Source organism: Streptomyces sp. PsTaAH-137 (genome assembly GCF_003259365.1).
Taxonomy (GTDB): Bacteria; Actinomycetota; Actinomycetes; order Streptomycetales; family Streptomycetaceae; genus Streptomyces.
Genome location: NZ_QLLY01000009.1, coordinates 62,781 through 84,477, shown reverse-complemented (window position 1 = coordinate 84,477; position 21,697 = coordinate 62,781). Strand labels below are relative to the sequence as shown.

General features: G+C 70.9%; 15 protein-coding genes. 7 read left to right on the top strand and 8 right to left on the bottom strand.

The window, feature by feature from the left end:
• The first annotated feature begins 156 nt into the window (after window positions 1–156).
• Window positions 157–1,887 carry a GAF domain-containing protein gene (locus K377_RS20820; RefSeq protein ID WP_111664950.1) on the top strand — a complete coding sequence of 577 codons (1,731 nt, stop codon included), beginning with the start codon at window positions 157–159 and terminating at the stop codon, window positions 1,885–1,887.
• Window positions 1,888–1,894: 7 nt separating this feature from the next.
• Here K377_RS20820 and K377_RS20815 read toward each other — a convergent pair whose 3' ends face one another.
• Window positions 1,895–2,590 (bottom strand): response regulator transcription factor, encoded by a 696-nt coding sequence (locus K377_RS20815; protein WP_111664949.1) that lies wholly within the window; start codon window positions 2,588–2,590, stop codon window positions 1,895–1,897.
• Between the two features lie 99 nt (window positions 2,591–2,689).
• The gene (locus K377_RS20810; protein WP_111664948.1) at window positions 2,690–3,157 is read right to left on the bottom strand and encodes a cyclic nucleotide-binding domain-containing protein; all 468 of its coding nucleotides are present in this window, start codon (window positions 3,155–3,157) and stop codon (window positions 2,690–2,692) included.
• Between the two features lie 448 nt (window positions 3,158–3,605).
• Here K377_RS20810 and K377_RS20805 point away from each other — a divergent pair, with 448 nt between their 5' ends.
• The 3 genes from K377_RS20805 to K377_RS20795 all read left to right on the top strand — a co-directional run bounded on the left by K377_RS20805 (window position 3,606) and on the right by K377_RS20795 (window position 7,153).
• Complete coding sequence (locus K377_RS20805) at window positions 3,606–4,466, top strand: universal stress protein (protein WP_111665206.1); 861 nt, start codon at window positions 3,606–3,608, stop codon at window positions 4,464–4,466.
• A gap of 89 nt (window positions 4,467–4,555) precedes the next feature.
• A complete protein-coding gene (locus K377_RS20800) occupies window positions 4,556–6,175 on the top strand; it encodes an alpha-amylase family glycosyl hydrolase (protein WP_111664947.1) in 1,620 nt (539 codons plus the stop codon).
• A 78-nt stretch (window positions 6,176–6,253) separates the two neighbouring features.
• Window positions 6,254–7,153 carry a TIGR03619 family F420-dependent LLM class oxidoreductase gene (locus tag K377_RS20795; RefSeq protein ID WP_111664946.1) on the top strand — a complete coding sequence of 300 codons (900 nt, stop codon included), beginning with the start codon at window positions 6,254–6,256 and terminating at the stop codon, window positions 7,151–7,153.
• On the opposite strand, the gene K377_RS20790 is transcribed toward K377_RS20795, so the two are convergent.
• Complete coding sequence (locus tag K377_RS20790; RefSeq protein ID WP_111664945.1) at window positions 7,143–8,390, bottom strand: cytochrome P450; 1,248 nt, start codon at window positions 8,388–8,390, stop codon at window positions 7,143–7,145. The two genes, K377_RS20795 and K377_RS20790, sit on opposite strands and share 11 nt — an antisense overlap.
• Before the next feature lie 150 nt (window positions 8,391–8,540).
• On the opposite strand from K377_RS20790, the gene K377_RS20785 reads away from it, so the two are divergent.
• Window positions 8,541–9,554, top strand: coding sequence for a LacI family DNA-binding transcriptional regulator (locus K377_RS20785; RefSeq protein ID WP_111664944.1), 1,014 nt, complete (start codon window positions 8,541–8,543; stop codon window positions 9,552–9,554).
• Between the two features lie 21 nt (window positions 9,555–9,575).
• Here K377_RS20785 and K377_RS20780 read toward each other — a convergent pair whose 3' ends face one another.
• The 5 genes from K377_RS20780 to K377_RS20760 all read right to left on the bottom strand — a co-directional run bounded on the left by K377_RS20780 (window position 9,576) and on the right by K377_RS20760 (window position 15,757).
• On the bottom strand, window positions 9,576–10,589 hold the full coding sequence (locus K377_RS20780; protein WP_111664943.1) for a LacI family DNA-binding transcriptional regulator: 1,014 nt from the start codon (window positions 10,587–10,589) through the stop codon (window positions 9,576–9,578).
• 97 nt (window positions 10,590–10,686) lie between these two features.
• The gene (locus K377_RS20775) at window positions 10,687–12,291 is read right to left on the bottom strand and encodes a glycoside hydrolase family 13 protein (RefSeq protein WP_111664942.1); all 1,605 of its coding nucleotides are present in this window, start codon (window positions 12,289–12,291) and stop codon (window positions 10,687–10,689) included.
• Between the two features lie 121 nt (window positions 12,292–12,412).
• Entirely contained in the window at window positions 12,413–13,399 is a 987-nt protein-coding gene (locus tag K377_RS20770) for a carbohydrate ABC transporter permease (protein ID WP_111664941.1), read from the bottom strand.
• A gap of 4 nt (window positions 13,400–13,403) precedes the next feature.
• Complete coding sequence (locus K377_RS20765) at window positions 13,404–14,336, bottom strand: carbohydrate ABC transporter permease (RefSeq protein WP_202454705.1); 933 nt, start codon at window positions 14,334–14,336, stop codon at window positions 13,404–13,406.
• An 86-nt stretch (window positions 14,337–14,422) separates the two neighbouring features.
• Window positions 14,423–15,757 (bottom strand): ABC transporter substrate-binding protein, encoded by a 1,335-nt coding sequence (locus K377_RS20760; protein WP_111664939.1) that lies wholly within the window; start codon window positions 15,755–15,757, stop codon window positions 14,423–14,425.
• 479 nt (window positions 15,758–16,236) lie between these two features.
• Between K377_RS20760 and K377_RS20755 the strand changes: the two genes are divergently transcribed.
• Both K377_RS20755 and K377_RS20750 read left to right on the top strand, forming a co-directional pair.
• Complete coding sequence (locus K377_RS20755; protein WP_111665205.1) at window positions 16,237–18,444, top strand: discoidin domain-containing protein; 2,208 nt, start codon at window positions 16,237–16,239, stop codon at window positions 18,442–18,444.
• A 133-nt stretch (window positions 18,445–18,577) separates the two neighbouring features.
• On the top strand, window positions 18,578–21,502 hold the full coding sequence (locus tag K377_RS20750; RefSeq protein ID WP_375605942.1) for a CARDB domain-containing protein: 2,925 nt from the start codon (window positions 18,578–18,580) through the stop codon (window positions 21,500–21,502).
• Window positions 21,503–21,697: the final 195 nt, after the last annotated feature.

Below are 21,697 nucleotides of genomic sequence, written 5' to 3'. Positions count from 1 at the left end.
CACCGGCCACGGCCCCCTCTCCTTGCTCACGGGCGTGTCCCGGAGCCACGGTCCGCGGTGTTTTGCTCGGCGAGGTGCGACGAAGCAGGTCGTCGGGGTGCGCCCAGCCGCTACCGTGAGAGTCGCAACGCGGCGTCTACGTCTGGCGGAGGCGGAATGGGCGTAGAGGAGGCACGGGGGCCCGGACCACTGCCCCGTCTGCGTCTCGATGAACTCCTCGAGGAACTCCAGGTCAGGATCGATGCCGTCCGAGGCACCAGAAATCGGCTGCAAGGCCTGCTCGAGGCGGTGCTGTCGGTCGGTCAGGAGCTCGATCTCTCCCAGGTGCTGCGGCGGATCGTGGAGGCGGCCGTCGTGCTGGTCGACGCCGAGTACGGCGCGGTCGGGGTGATCGGTGAGGACCGGCGCAAGCTGTCGCAGTTCCTGCCGGTCGGCATCAGCGACGAACTGCGGGCGCGGATCGGTGACTTGCCCTCCGGGCACGGGCTGCTGGGCGAGCTGATCCGGCATCCGGAGCCGCTGCGGCTGCACGAACTGGCCGAGCATCCCGCCTCGTCCGGCTTCCCGCCGCACCATCCGCCGATGCACACGTTCGTCGGGGTGCCGATCCGGGTGCGGGAGGCGGTGTTCGGAAATCTGTACCTGACGCAGAAGCGCGACGGCGGCGACTTCGACGACGAGGACGTGGCCGTGCTGCAGACCCTGGCCGCGGCGGCGGGCGTCGCCATCGAGAACGCCCGCCTGTACGAGGAGGTGCGGCTGCGCGAGCGGTGGCTGCAGTTGAGCGCAGAGTTCTCCGGCAGCCTGCTGTCGGGCGCCGGGGAGACGCAGGTGCTGCGGCTGATGGTGGAGCGGGCGCGGGAGATCACCGGAGCCGACCTCGGGGTGATCGCGCTGGTCGTGCCGGGCCGCGAGGAACTGCACGAGGTGCTGGCCCTGGGCCGCCAGTCCGGTGCGCACCACGACATCGTCCTGCCGCGCCGGGGGACGTTCGCCGGGACCGCGCTCGCCGCGGGCGAACTGGTCACCTCCGACGACATCCGCAAGGATCCCCGGATCACTTATCAGCCGGCCCGCTGGGACGGGCTCGGGCCCGCGGTGGCGATGCCCCTCGGTCCGCCCGACCGGGAGCGCGGGGTGCTGATGCTGGCCCGCCAGGCGGACGAGCAGCCCTTCTCCACGGCCGAGCTGACGCCGCTGATGGGATTCGCCGGGCAGGCGACGCTCGCCCTCGAACTCTCCGACCGGCGGCGCGACGCGGAGCAGATGAGCCTGCTGGAGGACCGTGACCGGATCGCCCGTGACCTGCACGACCTGGCGATCCAGCGGCTGTTCGCGACCGGGATGACGTTGCAGAGCGCGCAGCGGTTCGTCCAGCATCCGGAGGCGTCGGAGCGTCTGATGCGGGCCGTGGACGACCTGGACACCACCATCAAGATCATTCGGTCGACCATCTTCGGGCTGCGGGAGCGTGACGCCCCGCCGACCGGCGCGGGCCTGCGGATCCGGGTGGTGCGGGCCGTGGAGGAGGCGGCCCGGGTGCTCGGCTTCACGCCCGCCCTGCGCATGGAGGGCCTGGTCGACGTGGACGTGCCGGGGCCGGTCGCCGACGACGTGCTCGCCGTGCTCGGCGAGGCGCTGACGAACGTGGCCCGGCATGCCCGGGCGTCGTCCGCCGAGGTCGTCCTGGTCGTCAAGGGCGGCGCCGTCACCCTGAGCGTCCTCGACGACGGCATCGGCATCACCACCGAGCCGGACGCCCATCGCAGCGGGCTCGCGAATCTGGCGGCGCGGGCGGCGCGGCGCGAGGGAACGCTGACGGCCGTGCCGCGTGAGGAGGGCGGCACCCGGCTGGTGTGGAACGTCCCGCTCGGGACGCAGGGCTGACGCCGCCTCACGCTCCTTTGGGCGGGAGCCGGGTGGCGAGCACGGCCGCCTGGATGCGGCGTTCGACGCCCAGTTTGGCCAGGAGCCGCGAGATGTTGTTCTTCACCGTCTTCTCGGACAGGAAGAGGCGCTGTCCGATCTGCCGGTTGGTCAGGCCCTCGCCGACGAGTTCGAGGATGTCCCGCTCCCGCTCGGTGAGGTCGACGGCCCGGTCGTCGGGCGGTCCGCCGCTCTCTGCCGCGTGCTGCTCGGGTCCGCGCAGGCTGCGCATCAGCCGGGCGGTCGTCGCCGGGTCGAGCATGGACTCGCCCGAGGCGACGGTGCGCACGGCGGAGATCAGGTCGGAGCCCTTGATCTGCTTCAGCACATAGCCGGAGGCGCCCGCCATGATGGCGTCGAGGAGCGCGTCGTCGTCGTCGAACGAGGTGAGCATCAGACAGCTCACCTCCGGCAGCAGACCGCGCAGTTCACGGCAGACGGTGATGCCGTCGCCGTCCGGGAGCCGTACGTCGAGCACGGCCACGTCGGGCCGCAGCGCGGGCCCCCGGGCGAGGGCCTGCGCCGCGGTGGCCGCTTCCCCCACCACCGTGAGGTCGGGCTCGGCCCCGAGGAGGTCGCGCAGTCCCCGGCGGACCACTTCATGGTCGTCGAGGAGCAGGATGCGGACGGGATCGTCGGCGCTGAAGGTGCGTGGCGGCTGCATGGCGGCCCCCTCCCCTCGGGTGGTCGTCCCTAGATCCTGGGGCCACAGGGGGTGATCCGCCAGGGCCGAACGGCCCCGATCTCCTGTCCTACGGGACTGTCATCCGGACAGGGCCGCGCCGGTTCCGTCCGGCGCCCGGAGGTCGAGCAGCCGGGTGCGGGTGGTCCGGAGGCGGTGGGCGAGGACCTGGCCGACCCATTGGGCGACGAACGAGCCGAGCCCGGGGTCGGAGGCGCACATCAGGCGGACCGTGAAGGCGTCGAACTCGTGGGCCCGCACGGGGGTTTCGGCCTGCGCGCCGAGTTGCCACACGTACGGCGCGAACAGCCAGGACCAGCCGACGAGTTCACCGTGCCCCAAGGAATCGACGACGGGTGCGCCCCGCCCGGGCAGGCGGGTGTCGAGGGCGACGCTGCCGCTGCGCACGATCCAGAAGTGGTCGGCCCGGTCGCCCTCCTCGAAGAGCCGGGTGCCCTGCGGGATCGCCACGTCACGGGCGAGGCGCATCAGCCGGGCTCGATAGGTCTCAGGCAGTGCCTGGCTCATGCGCGGGGCCGTGGTGGTCATGGAGCGGCCTCCTTCGGGGGCGTCGCGTCGGCGGCGGGGAACGTTTCCCTCCGGAGGGGTGCGGTGCGGGCGGGGCCGGACGATCGGCGGCGCCCGGTCCTGCCCGCGGCTCTCCTCCACTCCGGACTGCCGTCGTGCGACGGGATCCACCTTGCGGGGGCCGCGTCGCGGCTGCCAGGGGCCGAACGGCTCCGGCCCGGGGGCCTGTCGGTTCCGGGCGGCCGGGGTGTCCGACGGTCCCGGCGCCGGGGCCGAACGTCCCTATGGCCAGGGCCGGTTCACCTCTCCTCCGACCGGGGGATCGGTAGGAACGTCTAAGCACCGCGCGCCGTCGCGAGCCCCGCCCGGAGATGTGCGCCGCCCGCGCCACGCACACGACTGACCCCGCCCTCGCGTGGAACCCGCTCGGCAGGACACCGTCCGCCTCACCGCCATGGAGGTTCCCGTCATGACCAGCATTCGCGTTCTGAGCGTCGGGACCGACGGCTCGCGCGAGAGTACGGACGCCGCCGACTGGGCGGCCCGCGAGGCGCTGCGCCGCGGTCTGCCCCTGCGTCTGGTGCACGCCGGGGACGGCCGCAGGACCGCTCCCCCGCCCCTGGACGTCGATCTGCCCCGGCGCGCCGTTCTCGACCGGACCGCACTTCAACTCTCCTACACCCACCCGGCGTTGCAGATCCTGGCCCGCCGTCGACCGCAGCCTCCAGTGGCCGGGCTCCTGGAGGCGGCGGCGAACTCGGAGGCCCTGGTGCTCGGTTCGCGGGGCTTCACGGGATACGCCGGGTTCCTCGTCGGCCCGATCGCGCTGGCCGTGACGACCCGGGCGCCGTGCCCTGTCGTGCTGGTGCGGGCCGGTGCGCTCCCCCAGGACGAGCGGACGGCCGAGGGGCGTTTCCGTCCGGTGGTCGTCGGCCTCGACGTGACGTCCGCCACCGAGGACCTGCTCAGCTACGCGTTCGAGACCGCGGCCCTGCGCGGGGCGCCGCTGCACGCACTGCACACCTGGGAGCTGCCGCCGCTGGGCTGCGGCGCGCCGGGGGGCGCGCCGGCGGGTGACGCGGCGCGCCGCGAGTCGCTGGCCCGCCAGGCGCTGTCGGGCGCCCTTCGGGCGTGGCGGGCGAAGTACCCGGAGGTGGAGGTGGCGGAGCGGCTGCTGTACGGGCAGCCCGGCCACCATCTGCTGAAGGCGTCGACGGGAGCCGGCCTGACGGTGATCGGGCGGCGCGCCGACGCGCTCCGTCTCGGCGCCACCGCCCACTCCGTGGTGCATCACGCGACGAGCCCCGTGGCGATCGTCCCGCACACCTGATCGCGGGCCCGCCGCCGGGCCCTCTACCCGGTCCCGCCCCACCCCTCGTAGGCTCGACGTCCCCACATCGCGAGGGAGTTGGCGACCCCATGCCCGACGCAGCGCCGTTCCGTCCCGCTCCGGCCTGGCTCTCCGAGGCCGTGTTCTACCAGATCTATCCGCAGTCGTTCGCCGACTCCGACGGGGACGGGATCGGTGACCTCGGCGGGATCGCCGGGCGGCTCGACCATCTCGCGTGGCTCGGCGTGAACACGGTGTGGATCAACCCGTGCTTCGCCTCGCCGTTCCGGGACGCGGGCTACGACGTCGCCGACTACCTCCGGATCGCACCGCGCTACGGCACCGCGGACGATCTGGCCAAGCTGGTGGAGCTCGCGGGGAGGCGCGGCATCCGGGTGCTGCTCGATCTGGTCGCGGGCCACACCTCCGACGAGCATCCGTGGTTCCGTGCCGCCGTCGACGATCCCGGCGACCACCGCTACATCTGGACCGCCGGGGAGGTCCCCGAGGGCTTCGTCCCGTCGCCGGGCAGCCGTCCGGGCGGCTATCTGCCGAACTTCTTCGACGCGCAGCCCGCGCTCAACTTCGGCTACGCGCGCACCAGTGCGGACGAGCCGTGGCGGCAGCCGGTCGACGCGGAGGGGCCGCGCGCCAACCGGGCGGCGCTGCGGGAGATCATGGACCACTGGCTGCGGCTCGGGGTGTCCGGGTTCCGTGTCGACATGGCGGCGTCGCTGGTGAAGGACGATCCGGGCAAGCGGGCGACGGCGGCGATCTGGACGGAGCTGCGGCACTGGCTCGACCGCGCGCATCCGGAGGCGGTGCTGCTCTCGGAGTGGGGCGACCCCGAGGTCTCGGTGCCCGCGGGGTTCCACACCGACTTCTTCCTCCAGTTCGGCGGTCCGGCCAACGGTCTGGCGATGCGCTCCCTGTGGAGCAACGGCACGGGGACCACGGACGAGGCCTGGGATCCGTTGGACTGCTTCTTCGACGCCTCCGGGCACGGCTCGCCCGGCCCGTTCGTCCGCGCGTGGCGGGAGGCGTCGGCTGCGCTCGACGGCACCGGTTTCATCGCCCTGCCGACCGCCAACCACGACTTCTCCCGCCTCAACTGCGGCCCGCGCACGGCAGAGCAGCTTCCGGCCGCGTTCGCCTTCCAGCTCACCTGGCCGACGCTGCCCGCGATCTACTACGGCGACGAGATCGGCATGCGGTACGTGCCCGGTCTCCCGGAGAAGGAGGGCAGCGTCCTCGGCCCGCGCTACAACCGGGCCGGTTCCCGCACCCCCATGCAGTGGGACGACGGCCCGGGCGCCGGTTTCTCGACCGCTGCCGAGGACCGTTTCTACCTGCCCCTCGACCCGGCCCCGGACCGCCCCTCGGTGGCGGCGCAGCGCGCGGACGCGACTTCGCTGCTGCATCTCGTACGCCGCCTGGTCGCCCTGCGCCGCGCCACTCCGGCGCTCGGGTACCGATCGCCGGTGGAGGTGCTGCACGAGGGCCATCCGTTCGTGTACGTGCGAGGAGACCGGTTCCTCGTGGTCGTCAACCCGGGCCGGGCCACGACGGGCTGGTCGCCCGGAGAGAGCGCGGGCCGGATCGCGGGAGCGCGGCCCGTCGAGGTGTGCGGTGCACGCGTCGCGGCGGACGGTTCGGAGATCGAGGCGGAGGGATTCGGCTACGGGGTCTTCGATCTGACGGGAGACTGATCGGGACCGGACCCGAGGTGGCCTGAATTGATCGTTCGGCCTCGACGGCGGTCGACAAGATCAACTTGACTGGCGGGTATGCGATTCGGCGTCAACCTCCTCAACTTCGGTTCCGGCACCACCCCCGAGAGCCTTGTCCGCCAGGCCACGGACGCCCGTGACCTGGGCTTCTCCTTCGCGATGATCTCCGATCACCTCGCGGTCACCCCGGATGTCCACGCGGTCTATCCGGCCCCGTTCTACGACCAGTTCGTCCTCGCCGCCCATCTCGCGGGCCGCGTTCCGGGACTCACCCTCGGCACGACGATCACGGTCATCCCCTACCGGCACCCGCTCCAGACGGCGCGGCTGGCCGCGAACATCGACCAGCTGAACGACGCGGGGTTCATCCTCGGCGCCGGCGTCGGCTGGTCGGCCGCCGAGTACCGCACGCTGGGTGTGCCGTTCGAGGAGCGGGGCGCGATCACCGACGAGTACCTGACGGCGATCCGGGCGGCCTGGACCCAGGACCCGTGCAGCTTCGAGGGCCGCTACGTCACGTTCGAGGACGTGCGCACGGGCCCCGCGCCGGCCACCGCCCCGCACGTGCCGGTGTGGGTCGGCGGCGACTCCCCCGCCGCGCTGCGGCGCGCCGCGCGGCTCGGCGAGGCCTGGCATCCGTATCTGCCGACGCTCGCCGGGCTCCGGGCGAAGCTCCCCCGGCTCGCGGAGGAGGCCGACCGGGCGGGCCGGGCGGTGCCGGGGCTCGCGCCCCGGATCCAGCTCGCCCTGAGCGAAGCGCCCCTCCCCGACACCGCCGACCGGCCGCTCGGCCACGGCAGCGCCGAGCAGATCCGGGCCGACGTGGAGACGCTGGCCGAACTCGGCGCCGGCCACGTGCTCTTCGACACCTACCCGGGCGACCCGGCGCGGCGCGGATCCGCCGACGACGACCGGAAGGTGCTCGAACTCGTGGCCGGGTTCCGGGTCACCAGCTGACGGGCAGCGCCTTCGGCCCCCTGATGAACCCCTTGCTCTGCCACTCCACCTCGGCCGGGTCGACCGCCAGCCGCAGCCCGGGGAAGCGGGTCAGCAGGGCGCCGAGCATCACTTCGGACTCCATGCGGGCCAGCATCGCGCCGATGCAGTGGTGCGGCCCGTGGCCGAAGGAGAGGTGGGCCGTGCCGGTGCGGTCGAGGTCGAGCGTGTCGGGGTCGGCGAAGACGTCGGGGTCCCGGTTGGCGGCGAGGTAGGAGGCGTAGACGGCCTCGCCCGCGCGGATCAGCACGCCGCCGACCTCGACGTCCTCGGTGGCGATGCGGGGCAGGCCCACGCCGTTGCGGTGCGGGATGTGGCGCAGGAGTTCGTCGACGGCCCGCGGCAGCAGCTCCGGCTCCGCGCGCAGCCGGTCGGCGAGCTCCGGCCGCGTGAGCAGCGTGTAGACCATGTTGGCGCTGTTGTTGCGGACGGCGTGGGCGCCGCTGACCAGGACGGCCGTCGCGAGGGAGACCGCTTCCGCCTCGGTGATCCCGCCGTCGGCGCAGGCCCGCCCGAGGACGGAGGCCAGATCGTCGGCGGGGCTCTCGCGGCGCTCGGTGAGCAGGTCCACGATGTACTGCCGCATCCGTTCCTTCGCGGCCTCGCTGGACTTCGGTCCGGGGCCCGCGGAGAGGATCACATCCGGCCAGTCGGCGAGCCGGGCCCGGTCCTCGACCGGCACGCCCAGCAGGTCGCTGACCACGGTCAGCGGGAACGGGCCGTGCAGATGAGCCACGAGATCGGCGGGCGGCCCCGCCTCCTCCATCGCGTCGAGCAGCCCGGCGACGGTGACCTCGGCGCGCGGGCGCAGGCCCTTCATGGTGCGGCCGGTGAACGCCTTGGTCATCACCTTGCGCAGCCGCGTGTGGTCGGGCGGGTCCGCGTAGTTGAGGCCGACGGTGGCGGCGACGCGGTGCGCCATCATGCCGTTCACCTCACGGTCGATGAGCGCGGAGCGGCTGAAGCGCGGGTCGGAGGTCACCAGGCGCACATCCGGGTAGCGCGTGACGAGCCACGCCTCGCGCTCCTGTCCGAAGGGCATCCGTACCCGGGCCACCGGCTCCTCGCGGAGCAGATCGGCGAGGAGCGGGTCGAAGGTGAGGGCGGGCAGGTCGTCCAGGGACCAGTCGCGGGCGGACGAGATACCGCCCACCGGTTCCGGGGCCGTCGGGTCGTCGCGTACGGTCGTGTCGTTCACGCGGCCATCTGTTCCCCGGGCCGGGGCCGGCGCACGCCGGAGCCGCCGCCGCGCCGCCTGATCGGCGCAGGGAGCCTCGGGGGCCGGGCCGCCGGACGGATGCCCCGATCACGCAAACGGGCCGCAAGTGTTGCGCTAATCTTGCGTTCCATGACGCGCAGACTTGCTCAGGTGGCGAAGAAGGTCGGGGTCAGCGAGGCCACGGTCAGCCGGGTGCTCAACAACAAGCCCGGTGTCTCGGAGGCGACGCGGCAGTCGGTGCTCACCGCACTCGACGTGCTCGGCTACGAACGCCCCACGCAACTGCGCGGCGAGCGCGCCCGTCTGGTCGGTCTGGTCCTGCCGGAGCTCCAGAACCCGATCTTCCCCGCGTTCGCGGAGGTGATCGGGGGCGCGCTCGCCCAGCAGGGCCTCACCCCCGTCCTGTGCACCCAGACGAAGGGCGGGGTGTCCGAGGCGGACTATGTGGAGCTGCTGCTCCAGCAGCAGGTGTCCGGGGTGGTGTTCGCCGGCGGTCTGTTCGCGCAGGCCGACGCGGAGCACGGGCACTATCAGCGGCTGGCCGAGCGCAAGGTGCCGGTGGTGCTGGTGAACGCCGCCATAGACCGGCTCGGGTTCCCGTGCGTCGCGTGTGACGACGCGGTCGCGATCGAGCAGGCGTGGCGCCACCTCGCCTCGCTGGGCCACGAGCGGATCGGCCTGGTGCTCGGTCCGGACGACCACATGCCCTCGCAGCGCAAGCTCGCGGCGGCGCGTGCCGCGGCGCAGGCGGCGGGCGGCGGTCTGGCCGACGACGCGGTGGAGCGGGCGATGTTCTCGCTGGAGGGCGGGCACGCCGCCGCGGCCCGGCTGATCGCGCGCGGCATCACGGGCATCATCTGCGCCAGCGACCCGCTCGCTCTCGGGGCGGTGCGCGCCGCACGCCGTGCCGGACGGTCGGTGCCCCGGGACATCTCGGTGGTCGGCTACGACGACTCGGCGTTCATGAACTGCACCGAGCCACCGCTGACGACCGTACGGCAGCCCATCGAGGCGATGGGGCGGGCCGCCGTCGAGCTGCTCGTCGCGCAGATCCAGGGCGGTGCGGTGCCGCCCGGTGAACTGCTCTTCGAGCCCGAGCTGGTGGTGCGCGGGTCCACCGCGCCGCCGCGGGCCGCCGACTGACCGAGCCGGCCGGTCGACGGTCTACGAGGGTGCGGTCAGCTGGCCCGTGGAGCCGCGGACGACGAGTTCCGGTTCGAAGAGCAGTTCCCCGAGATGGGTGCGCGAGCCCTGGAGCTGCGCCATCAGCAGTTCGACCGCCGCGCGTCCCATGGCCTCGATGGGCTGACGGACCGTCGACAGGGGCGGTTCGGTGCAGGTCATGAACGCGGAGTCGTCGTAGCCGACGACCGAGAGGTCCTCGGGGACGGAGAGCCCCCGGCGGCGGGCCGCCCGGATGGCGCCCAGGGCCAGTGGGTCGCTCGCGCAGATGATGCCGGTGGCTCCCCGGTCGAGGAGTCGTGAGGCGGCGGCCTGCCCTCCTTCCAGGGAGAACAGCGACCGCTCCACGAGCGTGTCGTCCAGGGTCATGCCCATCGCCTTGGCGACCCCGCGCGCGGCCCGCAGCTTGCGGCGGGACGGCATGTGGTCCAGCGGGCCGAGCAGCAGGGCGATGCGCTCGTGGCCGAGCGAGGCGAGGTGGCGCCACGCCTGCTCGACCGCGACCGCGTCGTCGCAGGACACACAGGGGAAGTCGAGGCCCGTGATCGACGCGTTGATGAAGACGACGGGGATCTTGCGCTCGGCCAGCCGCCGGTAGTGCCCGTGGTCGGCGTCGGCCTGCGCGAAGTGCCCGCCGGCGAAGACCACGCCCGAGACCTGCTGCTGGAGCAGCAGCTCCATGTAGTCGGCCTCGGAGACGCCGTTCTTGGTCTGGGTGCACAGGACGGGGGTGAGGCCCTGCTGGGCGAGTGCGCCCCCGATCACCTCCGCGAACGCGGGGAAGATCGGGTTCTGGAGTTCCGGCAGGACCAGACCGACCAGACGGGCGCGCTCGCCGCGCAGTTGCGTGGGGCGTTCGTAGCCGAGCACGTCGAGTGCGGTGAGCACCGACTGCCGCGTCGCCTCCGAGACGCCCGGCCTTTCGTTGAGGACACGGCTCACCGTTGCCTCGCTGACTCCTGCTTTCTGGGCAACTTGAGCAAGTCGTCGTGTCATATCTGCAAGATTATCTCATTGACTTGCAAAGAACTTACACTCTCTGCCATTTGATGTGCCCCCATCTGCCCGCGTCCGGTCGCGTCCGCCCCAGAGGTCAGATCCGCAGCCAGGCCGCGGTGTCGCTCGGCAGTCGTCCCTGTCCGTCGAGGGGCCCGCTGGTCAGGATCAGCCGGTCGTACGGCGGCAGTTCGGCGGGCCGGTCACGCAGATTGACCACGCAGAGCAGGCCGCCCGGCCGGGAGAAGGCGAGCACCCCGTCCTCCGCGGCCAGCCAGCTCATCGGCCCGTCGCCGAAGCCGGGGCCGCCGCGCCGGATCTCCAGCGCGGTGCGATAGAGCGTCAGCATCGACGCCGGGTCGTCGGACTGGCGGTCGACCGCGTAGTCCGCCCAGTACGCGGGCTGCGGCAGCCAGGGCTCCTCCCCCGCGCCGAAACCGCAGTTGGGGGCGTCGGCCACCCAGGGCAGCGGCACCCGGCAGCCGTCCCGGCCGGGGTCGGTGCCGCCGGAGCGGAAGTGCATCGGGTCCTCGATGCGGTCCAGCGGGATGTCCGCCTCGGGCAGCCCCAGCTCCTCGCCCTGGTAGAGGTAGACGGAGCCCGGCAGGGCCAGAGTGAGCAGGGCCGCGGCGCGGGCCCGCCGGGTGCCGAGGGCGAGGTCGACGGGGGTGCCGAACGCCTTCGTCGCGAAGTCGAACCCGGTGTCCTCGCGGCCGTAGCGGGTGGCGGTGCGGGTCACGTCGTGGTTGCACAGGACCCAGGTGGCCGGCGCGTGGACGGGAGCGTGCTCGGCGAGGGTGTCGTCGATCGTGCGGCGCAGCCGGTCCGCGTCCCACGGGCAGCTGAGGAAGTTGAAGTTGAAGGCGGTGTGCAGTTCGTCGGGGCGCAGATAGCGGGCGAAGCGCTCGGCGTCGGGCAGCCAGACCTCGCCGACGAACACGCCGGCGTACTCGTCGGCGATGGCCCGCCAGGACCGGTAGATGTCGTGCAGCTCGTCCTGGTCGACGTACGGGTGCGGGCCGACGCCCTCCTCGTAGTCGGGCAGGTCGGGGTGTTTGGCGAGCAGCGCCGCGGAGTCGATGCGGACGCCCGCGACCCCGCGCTCGAACCAGAAGCGCAGCACGTCCTCGTGTTCCCGGCGCACGTCCGGGTGGGCCCAGTTGAGGTCGGGCTGTTCCGGGGTGAACAGGTGGAGGTACCACTCGCCGTCGGGCACCCGGGTCCAGGTGCCGCCGGCGAACTCGGACGGCCAGTTGTTCGGCGGGAGTTCGCCCTGCTCACCGCGGCCGGGCCGGAAGTGGAAGCGCTCCCGCTCGGGGCTGCCGGGGCCCGCCGCGAGCGCCGCCCGGAACCAGGCGTGCTGGTCGGAGACGTGGTTCGGGACGATGTCGACGATGACCCGGATCCCGAGGTCGGCGGCCTCCGAGATCAGCTTCTCCGCCTCCTCGAGGGTGCCGAAGGCGGGGTCGATGGTGCGGTAGTCGGCCACGTCGTAGCCGCCGTCGACCAGCGGGGACTGGTACCAGGGCGTGAACCACACGGCGTCCACGCCGAGTTCGGCGAGATACGACAGGTGGGCACGGACGCCCGCCAGGTCCCCGGCTCCGTCGCCGTCTCCGTCCGCGAAGCTCCGGGGGTACACCTGGTAGATGACGGCGTCGCGCCACCAGTCGTCGGTGCGGGACGAGGGAACAGCTGCCACGGGAGGTCCTTTCGGGCAGGTGGGACTCCGCCGCCGGCCGGTGCGGGGGCATGGATGGATGAGGCCGACGGCGGAGTGCTGAGGGGTGGTACTGGCTTCGGGCCCGGCGCGGTGGGCGCGGTCAGCCCTTGAGGCTTCCGGCGGTCAGGCCCGCCATGATGCTGCGCTGGAAGAAGAAGAACACGATGATCATCGGGATGCTGGCGATGACCAGGCCGGCCATGATCTGGTTCTGCGTCACCGCGCCCGCGGTCTGTGACAGGCCCACGCTGATGGTCATCTTCTCGCTGTCGGGCAGCACGAGGAGCGGCCAGACGAAGTCCTTGAAGATCGCCACGACGGTGAAGATGGAGACCACGCCGAGGATGGGGCGCGAGATCGGCAGGATGATCGAGACCAGGATCCGCCACGCGGGTACGCCGTCGATCTCGGCCGCCTCCAGGAGTTCGTTCGGGATCGAGTCGAAGAACCGCTTCAGCAGGAAGATGTTGAACCCGTTGGCGGCGACCGGGAACCAGATCGCCCAGGGCGAGTTGAGCAGGTGCCAGCCGAAGATCGGCACATCGGTCACCGTGATGTACGCCGGGATCATCACGACGATCGGCGGGATCATCAGAGTGGCGAACATGCCGGCCAGGATCACGTTCCCGAACAGCGGCCGGAGCTTGGACAGCGCGTAGGCGGCACAGACGTCGACCGCCAGCGCGAACAGCCACGCGCCGACGGCGTAGTACAGGGTGTTCTTCAGCAGGGTCCCGATGTCGAACAGCTGCCAGGCGTCGGCGAAGACGCCGAAGTCGGGATGCTTGGGGAAGAACGTGGGCGGCATCTGGGCGATCTCCTCGCCCGACTTCATCGCCCCCGTCACCATCCAGTAGAGGGGGAAGACGAACACCAGGGTGAACACGAGCAGGACGAACACGAGGAGCGTCCAGTAGATCTTGCGGCCCCAGCGGGACTTGAGCTCCAGGGGCGAGACGATGGTCCTGGTGTGGCCCTCGGCCCAGGCGCCGCGACGCCTGCTCCTGGTCCGTACGGCACCGCGGTCGGCGGTCTTCTCGCCCCGGGTCTGCTCCGCCGCGTCCGGGCGGGCGGTGGTGTTGACCATGGACCTAGTTCTCCTCTCGGGTCAGCCGGAGCTGAACCGCGGCGACCGCCAGCAGCACGACCATGAGCATCAGGCCGAGTGCGCTGCCCGCCCCGTAGTTGCCGCCGTAGACGAACGCGTACTGGTACATGAGGTAGGCGACGGTGACCGTCGCGTTCTCCGGGCCGCCGCCCGTGAGCATGTACGGCTCGATGAACACCTGCATCGTGGCGACGATCTGGAGCATCAGCATCAGGAGCAGGATGAGCCGGGTCTGCGGGATGGTGACGTGCCAGATCCGCTTGAAGATGCCGGCGCCGTCGAGTTCGGCCGCCTCGTAGAGGTCGCCCGGGATGTTCTGCAGGGCGGCCAGATAGATCAGCACGCCGGAGCCGAGGTTCATCCAGGTGGAGACGATGACGAGGGAGATCAGCGCCGTGCTGGTGGAGTCCAGCCAGGACAGGCCCGGCAGCCCGACGAAGTCCAGTACCTGGTTGAACAGACCGGGTCCGGGATCGTAGAACCACCGGAACAGCAGCACCGCGACGATCGGCGGCAGCATCACGGGGAGATAGACGACGAACCGCAGATACGCGCGGGCGTGCCGCAGTTCGTTGAGGACGATCGCGACGGCGAACGGGATCACGTAGCCGCACACGAGGGCCAGGAGCGTGAAGACCAGGGTGTTTCGCCAGGCCTGGCCGAACGCCGGATCGTCCACCACCGTACGGAAGTTGTCCAGGCCCACCCAGGTGGGCGGGTCGACCAGGTTGGTCGACTGGAAGCTGAGCAGGACCTCCTTGACGATCGGCCACCACGCGAACATGGCGAAACAGAAAAGTGCTGCGCACAGAAATCCGTAGGCGCTCAGGTTTCTGCGCGCGGCCCGGCCGCGCTTGGAGGGTGGCCTGCGCCGTGGCGCGGTCCGCCGCTGGGGCTCCACCGTGAGTGTTTCCATCGTGATCTCCCGTTCCCGGCTCCGACCCGGTGCGGTGCCGACTCGGGGTGCCGCCACGGTGGGCGGCACCCCGGGACCTTGTGCCGTCAGCTCTTGGCGAGGATCGAGTTCGCCTTGGACTCGGCGTCCTTGAGCAGCTGGTCGACGTCCGCGTTCTCCCGCGTGAGGACCGCCGACATGGCGACGTCGAGGACGGCGTACAGCTCCTGCGCCTTCTCCGGCTCCAGCTTCGGCTCGACCGACGTCGAGTTCGCGACGTACGGCTCGTAGTACTCGACCGGGAGGCTGGCGTTCGCCTTGCGCTCCTCGGCGAGCTTCTTGCCGGTGGCCGAGTCACCCATGTAGTCGTTGTTCGGCACGCCCACGGCCTCGCCGTTGGCCTTGCCGCGGGCGAAGTCGAAGCGGCCCTTGCCCGGCGTGTTGAACTGGAAGTCGATCCACTCCAGGCCGGCCTTGGTCTGCGCCGCGCTCGCCTTGGGGTTGATCATGTACGCCTCGCCACCGGTCAGCGACGCCTTGCCGTCGGGGATCCCGGTGATGCCGTAGTCGTCGACCTTGCCCTGGAACTTCTGGACCACGTCGGTGACGACGTCCGGGGCGCCGAGCATCATGCCCGTCTTCCCGGCCGCCATCTGCTGCATCAGCGACTCCCAGCCGATGTTGACCTTGCTGCCGGTGCTGTTGTCCTTCCAGCGCATGTCGTGCAGCGTCTGGAGCACGGCCTTGCCCTCGGGGCTGTTGAAGGCCGCCTTGTGGTCGGTGACCATCTCGCCGCCGCGGCTGTAGATGGCCTGGGCGAAGTGCCAGCCGCCGGTGTTGCCGCCGCCGTACTCGCCGTAGCCGACGTAGTCCTTGCCGAGTCCGGCGATCTTCTTCGCGGCGGCGCGGACCTCGTCCCACGTCTTCGGCGGGGAGTCGGGGTCGAGGCCGGCCTTCTTGAAGACGGCTCTGTTGTAGACGAGTCCGACGCTGTAGCTGACGTTCGGGATCCCGTAGACCTTGCCGTCCTTGGTGACCATGTCGCGCACGTTCTGCTTGATGTCACCGAAGTTCTTCACGTACTTGGTGTCGCCCGTGATGTCCTTCGCCTGCCGCTTGGAGATCACGTCCGCGTAGTTGGTGACGGGGACCATGAACACGGTCTCCATCTGCCCGCCGGCCAGCTTCGCCGCGAACGTCTTCGGGTCGAAGCACGGCTGCTGGTCGGTGCTCTTGACCTTCACGTCCGGGTGCGCCTTCTCGAAGGCGGCGACGTCGTCGTTCCATGCCTTGCGCTGCTTCGGCGCGGTCTTCGCCGGCTGACAGGCCACGGTGATGCTGACCTTTCCTCCGGCTCCGTCGTCCGACGAGTCACCGCCGCAGGCGGTGGCAGTGAGTGCCAGACCTGTGGTCAGAAGGATCGCGAGGTTACGGGGCTTCATTACGGCTCCTCCAGGGGTCAAGCCCAAGCACTGCCCTTGATTCGAGACGTGACGATAGGACGGCGCACAGATGACCGCAAGATTCGAATCCAGAATTGCAAGATTACGACTGCATCACGACGGCTCATCGGTGATGCGCCGTCAGTGCCGGACCGCTCCAGGCCCGGGGCGCGTGCCCCACACCCGCCGGGAGCGGAGCCCGATCCTCCGCCGGGCGGCGATCGCGACCGAACGGTCCATCGAAGCCCACGACGGCACCAACTGCCGTCCCTGGTCAGCGATTGCGCAACGCTGTCAAATATTTGCAGTCTCTGCGCGACATCTTGTGCTCCTCTGGTCGCGATGCTTGAGTGAGCGCTGCCTGCGGCCGGGACGCCGATCGGGCCCCCGGAAGGCATCTCCGCGCCATCGGCCCCACCCTCACCCCCACCTCCCCACCCCCACCAGGAAGGCCCCCACCGCAGATGAACCCGCATGTCATGCACGCGCCAGCACGCTCTTCGCGCCGTCTCCCCGTCCTCGCCCTCGCGGTCGCCCTGGTGAGTGCCGTGGTCGGCGCCGGAGGTTCGACGGCGCACGCGGCCCCACAGCGGTCCGCCGCCGCGAGCGCCGCGGGCGCCACCCTCCCCTTCACCTCCTACGAGGCGGAGTCCGCCGTCACCGGCGGCCAGAAGATCGGCCCCGACTACACCCAGGGCACCGTCGCCTCCGAGGCCTCCGGCCGGCAGGCCGTGAAGCTGAGTGCCGGGCAGAGCGTCCAGTTCACCCTGACCGGGGCGGCCAACGCCGTGAACGTCGCCTACAACGTGCCCGACGGACAGTCCGGCTCCCTCGCGGTGTACGTGAACGGCACCAAGCTCGACCGGTCCCTCACCGTCACCTCCAAGTACAGCTACGTCGACACGTCCTGGATCGCGGGCGCCAAGACCCACCACTTCTTCGACAACGCGCGCCTCCTGCTCGGCCGGAACCTCCAGGCGGGCGACACGGTGAAGCTGGAGGCCGCCTCGACCCAGGTCACCGTGGACGTGGCCGACTTCGAGCAGGTAGCGGCCGCCGCCACCAAGCCCTCCGGCGCGATCTCCGTGGTCGACAAGGGCGCCGACCCGACCGGTCAGCAGGACTCGACCCAGGCCTTCCGCGACGCGATCAGCGCGGCCAAGGGCAGCGGCGGCACGGTGTGGATCCCCGCCGGGGACTTCAAGCTCGGCTCCGAACTCAGCGGCGTGGAGAACGTGACGCTCCAGGGCGCGGGCAGCTGGTACTCGGTGGTGCACTCCTCGCGCTTCATCAACCAGTCGAACTCCGCGGGCAAGGTGCGCCTCAAGGACTTCGCCGTCATCGGTGAGGTCACCGAGCGCGTCGACAACAACCCGGACAACTTCGTCAACGGCTCCCTCGGCCCGAACTCGTCCGTCTCCGGCATGTGGATCCAGCACCTCAAGTGCGGCTTCTGGCTGACCGGCAACAACGACAACCTGATCGCCGAGAACAACCGCATCCTCGACACCACGGCCGACGGCCTCAACCTCAACGGCAACGCGCACGGCGTCCAGGTCCGCGGCAACTTCCTGCGCAACCAGGGCGACGACTCGCTCGCCATGTGGTCGCTGAACGGCGCGGACACCGGCTCCTCGTTCTCCGGCAACACCATCTCGCAGCCCAACCTCGCCAACGGCATCGCGATCTACGGCGGCACCGACATCACCGTCAAGGACAACCTGGTCCAGGACACCAACGCCCTCGGCAGCGGCATCGCGATCTCCAACCAGAAGTTCCTCGACCCGTTCTCCCCGCTCGCGGGCACCATCACGGTCTCCGGGAACACGCTCGTCCGCACCGGCGCGATCAACCCCAACTGGGGCCATCCGATGGGCGCGCTGCGCGTCGACGCGTACGACAGCGCCATCGAGGCGACCGTGAACATCACGAACACCACGATCAAGGACAGCCCCTACAGCGCCTACGAGTTCGTCTCGGGCAGCGGCACCGGCAAGGCCGTCAAGAACGTGACCGTCGACGGGTCGGCCGTGGACAAGGTCGGCACGGTCGTGGTGCAGGCGGAGACGCCCGGCGCGGTGAAGATCAGCAACCTGAAGGCCACCGGGGTCGGCGCGGCCGGCGTCTACAACTGCCCCTACCCGTCCGGCTCCGGCACCTTCACGCTCACCGACGGCGGCGGCAACTCCGGCTGGTCCAGCACCTGGTCGAACTGCTCGGCCTGGCCGCAGGCGGGCGCCGGCAACCCGGACCCCGACCCGGCCCGCAACCTCGCCCAGGGCCGTCCGGCCACCGCGACCGGCTCGGCCGATGTGTACACGCCCGGCAAGGCGGTCGACGGCGACGCGAACTCGTACTGGGAGTCGACCAACAACGCCTTCCCGCAGGCGCTCACCGTCGACCTCGGCTCGGCCCAGGCGGTCCGGCGGGTCGTCCTCAAGCTGCCGCCGTCGGCCGCCTGGGGTGCGCGGACCCAGACCCTCTCGGTGCTGGGCAGCACCGACGGCTCGTCGTTCACCACCCTGGCCGCGTCGAAGGCCTACCGCTTCGATCCGGCCACCGGCAACACCGTGACCGTCACCCTGCCCGACTCCTCGCCCGCGACCCGCCAGCTGCGTGTGCAGGTGACCGCCAACACGGGCTGGCCCGCCGCGCAGCTCAGCGAGGTCGAGGCGTACCTGAAGTGAACCACCCGCGTATCCCCCGTATCCCCCGTATCCCCCGTATCGAGAGGACCACGTCGTGAGACACAGGCAGAGAGACAGGCAGAGGGACAGGCAGAGAGGCAGGCGGCTGACCGCCGTCCTGCTCGGCGCCGCGCTGGGCACGCTCGGGCTGCTGCCCGTCACCGCTCCCACCGCCTCGGCGGCCGGTGCGAACCTGGCCCTGAACAAGCCGGTCGAGGCGTCGTCGACCATCCAGAACTACGTCGCCAAGAACGCCGTCGACGGCAGCACGGGCAGCTACTGGGAGGCGAGCGGCAGCCCGTCGACGCTCACGGTGAAGCTCGGCTCGGACGCCGACCTCGACTCGCTCGTCCTGAAGCTGAACCCGGACCCGGCCTGGGCCACCCGCACGCAGAGCATCGAGGTGCTCGGGCGGGCGGCGTCGGCGAGCGCGTTCAGCTCGGTCAAGGCGAAGGCCGACTACACGTTCAACCCGTCGGGCAACCAGAACACCGTGACGATCCCGGTCTCCGGGCGCTACTCCGACGTCCAGCTGAAGTTCTCCTCGAACACAGCGGGCTACGGCGGTCAGGTGGCCGAGCTCGAGGTGCACGGCACTCCGGCGCCGAACCCCGACCTGACGGTGTCGGCCCTGTCCTGGGATCCCGCGCAGCCCAGTGAGGCCGACTCGATCAAGGTGAACACCACGGTGCGCAACACCGGTTCGGCGGCAGCCGCCGCGACCACCGTGGACGTGAGCGTCGGCGGGACGGTCGCCGGCAGCGTGGCGGTTCCCGCGCTCGCCGCCGGGGCGTCGGCCACGGTGCCGGTCACCATCGGCAAGCGCGCCGAGGGCAGCTACACCGTGTCCGCGCTGGTCGACCCGACCAACGCGATCAACGAGCAGGACGAGACCAACAACAGCCGCACCGCCGACACCAAGCTGACCGTCGGCCAGACCCCGGGTCCCGACCTGGAGGTCACCGGCATCACGTCGAACCCGGCCAGTCCCGCGGTCGGCGCGAGCGTCTCGTTCTCGGTGAAGGTGCACAACCGCGGCACCAGCGCGGTGCCCGCCGGTTCCGTGACCCGTCTGACGGTGGGCGGCACGACGCTGAACGGCACGACGCCCGCCCTCGCCGCGGGTGCGAGCGCCGACGTCGCCCTCTCCGGCACCTGGACCGCGGCCAGCGGCGGCGCCACCCTCACCGCCACCGCGGACGCCACCAACACGGTCGCGGAGACGAACGAGAACAACAACGTCCTCGCGCGCTCGATCGTGGTGGGCCGCGGCGCGGCCGTGCCCTACACCGAGTACGAGCTGGAGGACGGCACCTACACCGGCACCCTCCTGACGGCGGACGCCAAGCGCACCTTCGGCCACACCAACTACGCGTCCGAGTCCTCCGGCCGCAAGTCGGTGCGGCTCAACTCCACCGGCCAGTACGCGGAGTTCACCTCCACGAACGCGACGAACTCCATCGTCGTGCGCAACTCCATCCCGGACGCGGCCGGCGGTGGCGGCCAGGAGAAGACCCTCAGCCTGTACGCGAACGGCACCTTCGTGCAGAAGCTGAACCTGTCCTCCAAGCACAGCTGGCTCTACGGACACACGGACGACCCCGAGGGTCTGACCAACACCCCGGGCGGTGACGCACGGCGCCTCTTCGACGAGACGCACGCCCTGCTCGCGCAGAGCTATCCCGCGGGCACGAAGTTCCGGCTGCAGCGCGACTCCGGTGACGACGCCGCGTACTACATCCTCGACCTCGTCGACCTGGAGCAGGTGGCTCCGCCGGCGAGCAAGCCCGCCGAGTGCACCTCGATCACCGCGTACGGCGCGGTGCCGAACGACGGCAACGACGACACTGCGGCGATCCAGAAGGCCGTGACCGCCGACCAGAACGGCGACATCGCCTGCGTGTGGATCCCGGCAGGACAGTGGCGCCAGGAGCAGAAGATCCTCACGGACGACCCGCTGAACCGCGGCCAGTACAACCAGGTCGGCATCCGCGACGTCACCATCAAGGGCGCCGGCATGTGGCACTCGCAGCTCTACACGCTGACCGCGCCGCAGAACGCGGGCGGCATCAACCATCCGCACGAGGGCAACTTCGGCTTCGACATCGACGACAACACCAAGATCTCCGACATCGCGATCTTCGGCTCGGGCACGATCCGCGGCGGTGACGGCAACGCCGAGGGCGGCGTCGGTCTCAACGGCCGCTTCGGCAAGAACACCAAGATCTCCAACGTGTGGATCGAGCACGCCAACGTCGGCGTCTGGGTGGGCCGCGACTACAGCAACATCCCGGAGCTGTGGGGCCCGGCCGACGGCCTGGAGTTCAGCGGCATGCGGATCCGGGACACGTACGCCGACGGCATCAACTTCTCCAACGGCACCCGCAATTCGAGCGTCTACAACTCGTCGTTCCGCACCACCGGCGACGACGCGCTCGCCGTGTGGGCCAACAAGTACGTGAAGGACACCTCGGTCGACATCGGGCACGACAACGTCTTCCGCAACAACACGGTGCAGCTGCCGTGGCGGGCCAACGGCATCGCGGTGTACGGCGGTTACGGCAACAAGATCGAGAACAACCTCGTCTACGACACCGCGAACTACCCCGGCATCATGCTCGCGACCGACCACGACCCGCTGCCCTTCTCCGGGCAGACGCTGATCGCGAACAACGGCCTGTACCGCACCGGCGGGGCGTTCTGGAACGAGGACCAGGAGTTCGGCGCGATCACCCTGTTCGCGCAGGGTCAGAACATCCCGGGCGTCACCATCCGGGACACCGACATCCAGGACTCGACGTACGACGGCATCCAGTTCAAGACGGGTGGCGGCGCCATGCCGGACGTGGCCATCAGCAATGTGTCGATCTCCAAGTCCGTCAACGGCTCCGGCATCCTCGCCATGAGCGGGGCCCGCGGCAGCGCCACGCTGTCCGGGGTGACGATCAAGGACTCGCGCGACGGTGACGTGCTGATCGAGCCCGGCTCGCAGTTCGTCATCAACGGGTCTCCCACGAAGGCCGCCGCGGCCGTGCCCGGCAACAGACTGGGGCAGTAAGGACCCCGGCCCGAACGATGCGTGCCGCCCGGACCCCTTCCACACGGGGGCCGGGCGGCACCGCGTCCGGCGTAGGGCGGCTACGCGTTTGAGCTCCCCGCCCCGCACGGCACGGACCGGCCGGAACTACGCCACAACCGGGCACCCGTTCGACCAGGCCGCCCGGTAGAACGAATCGCAAGGACTCGGGCATAT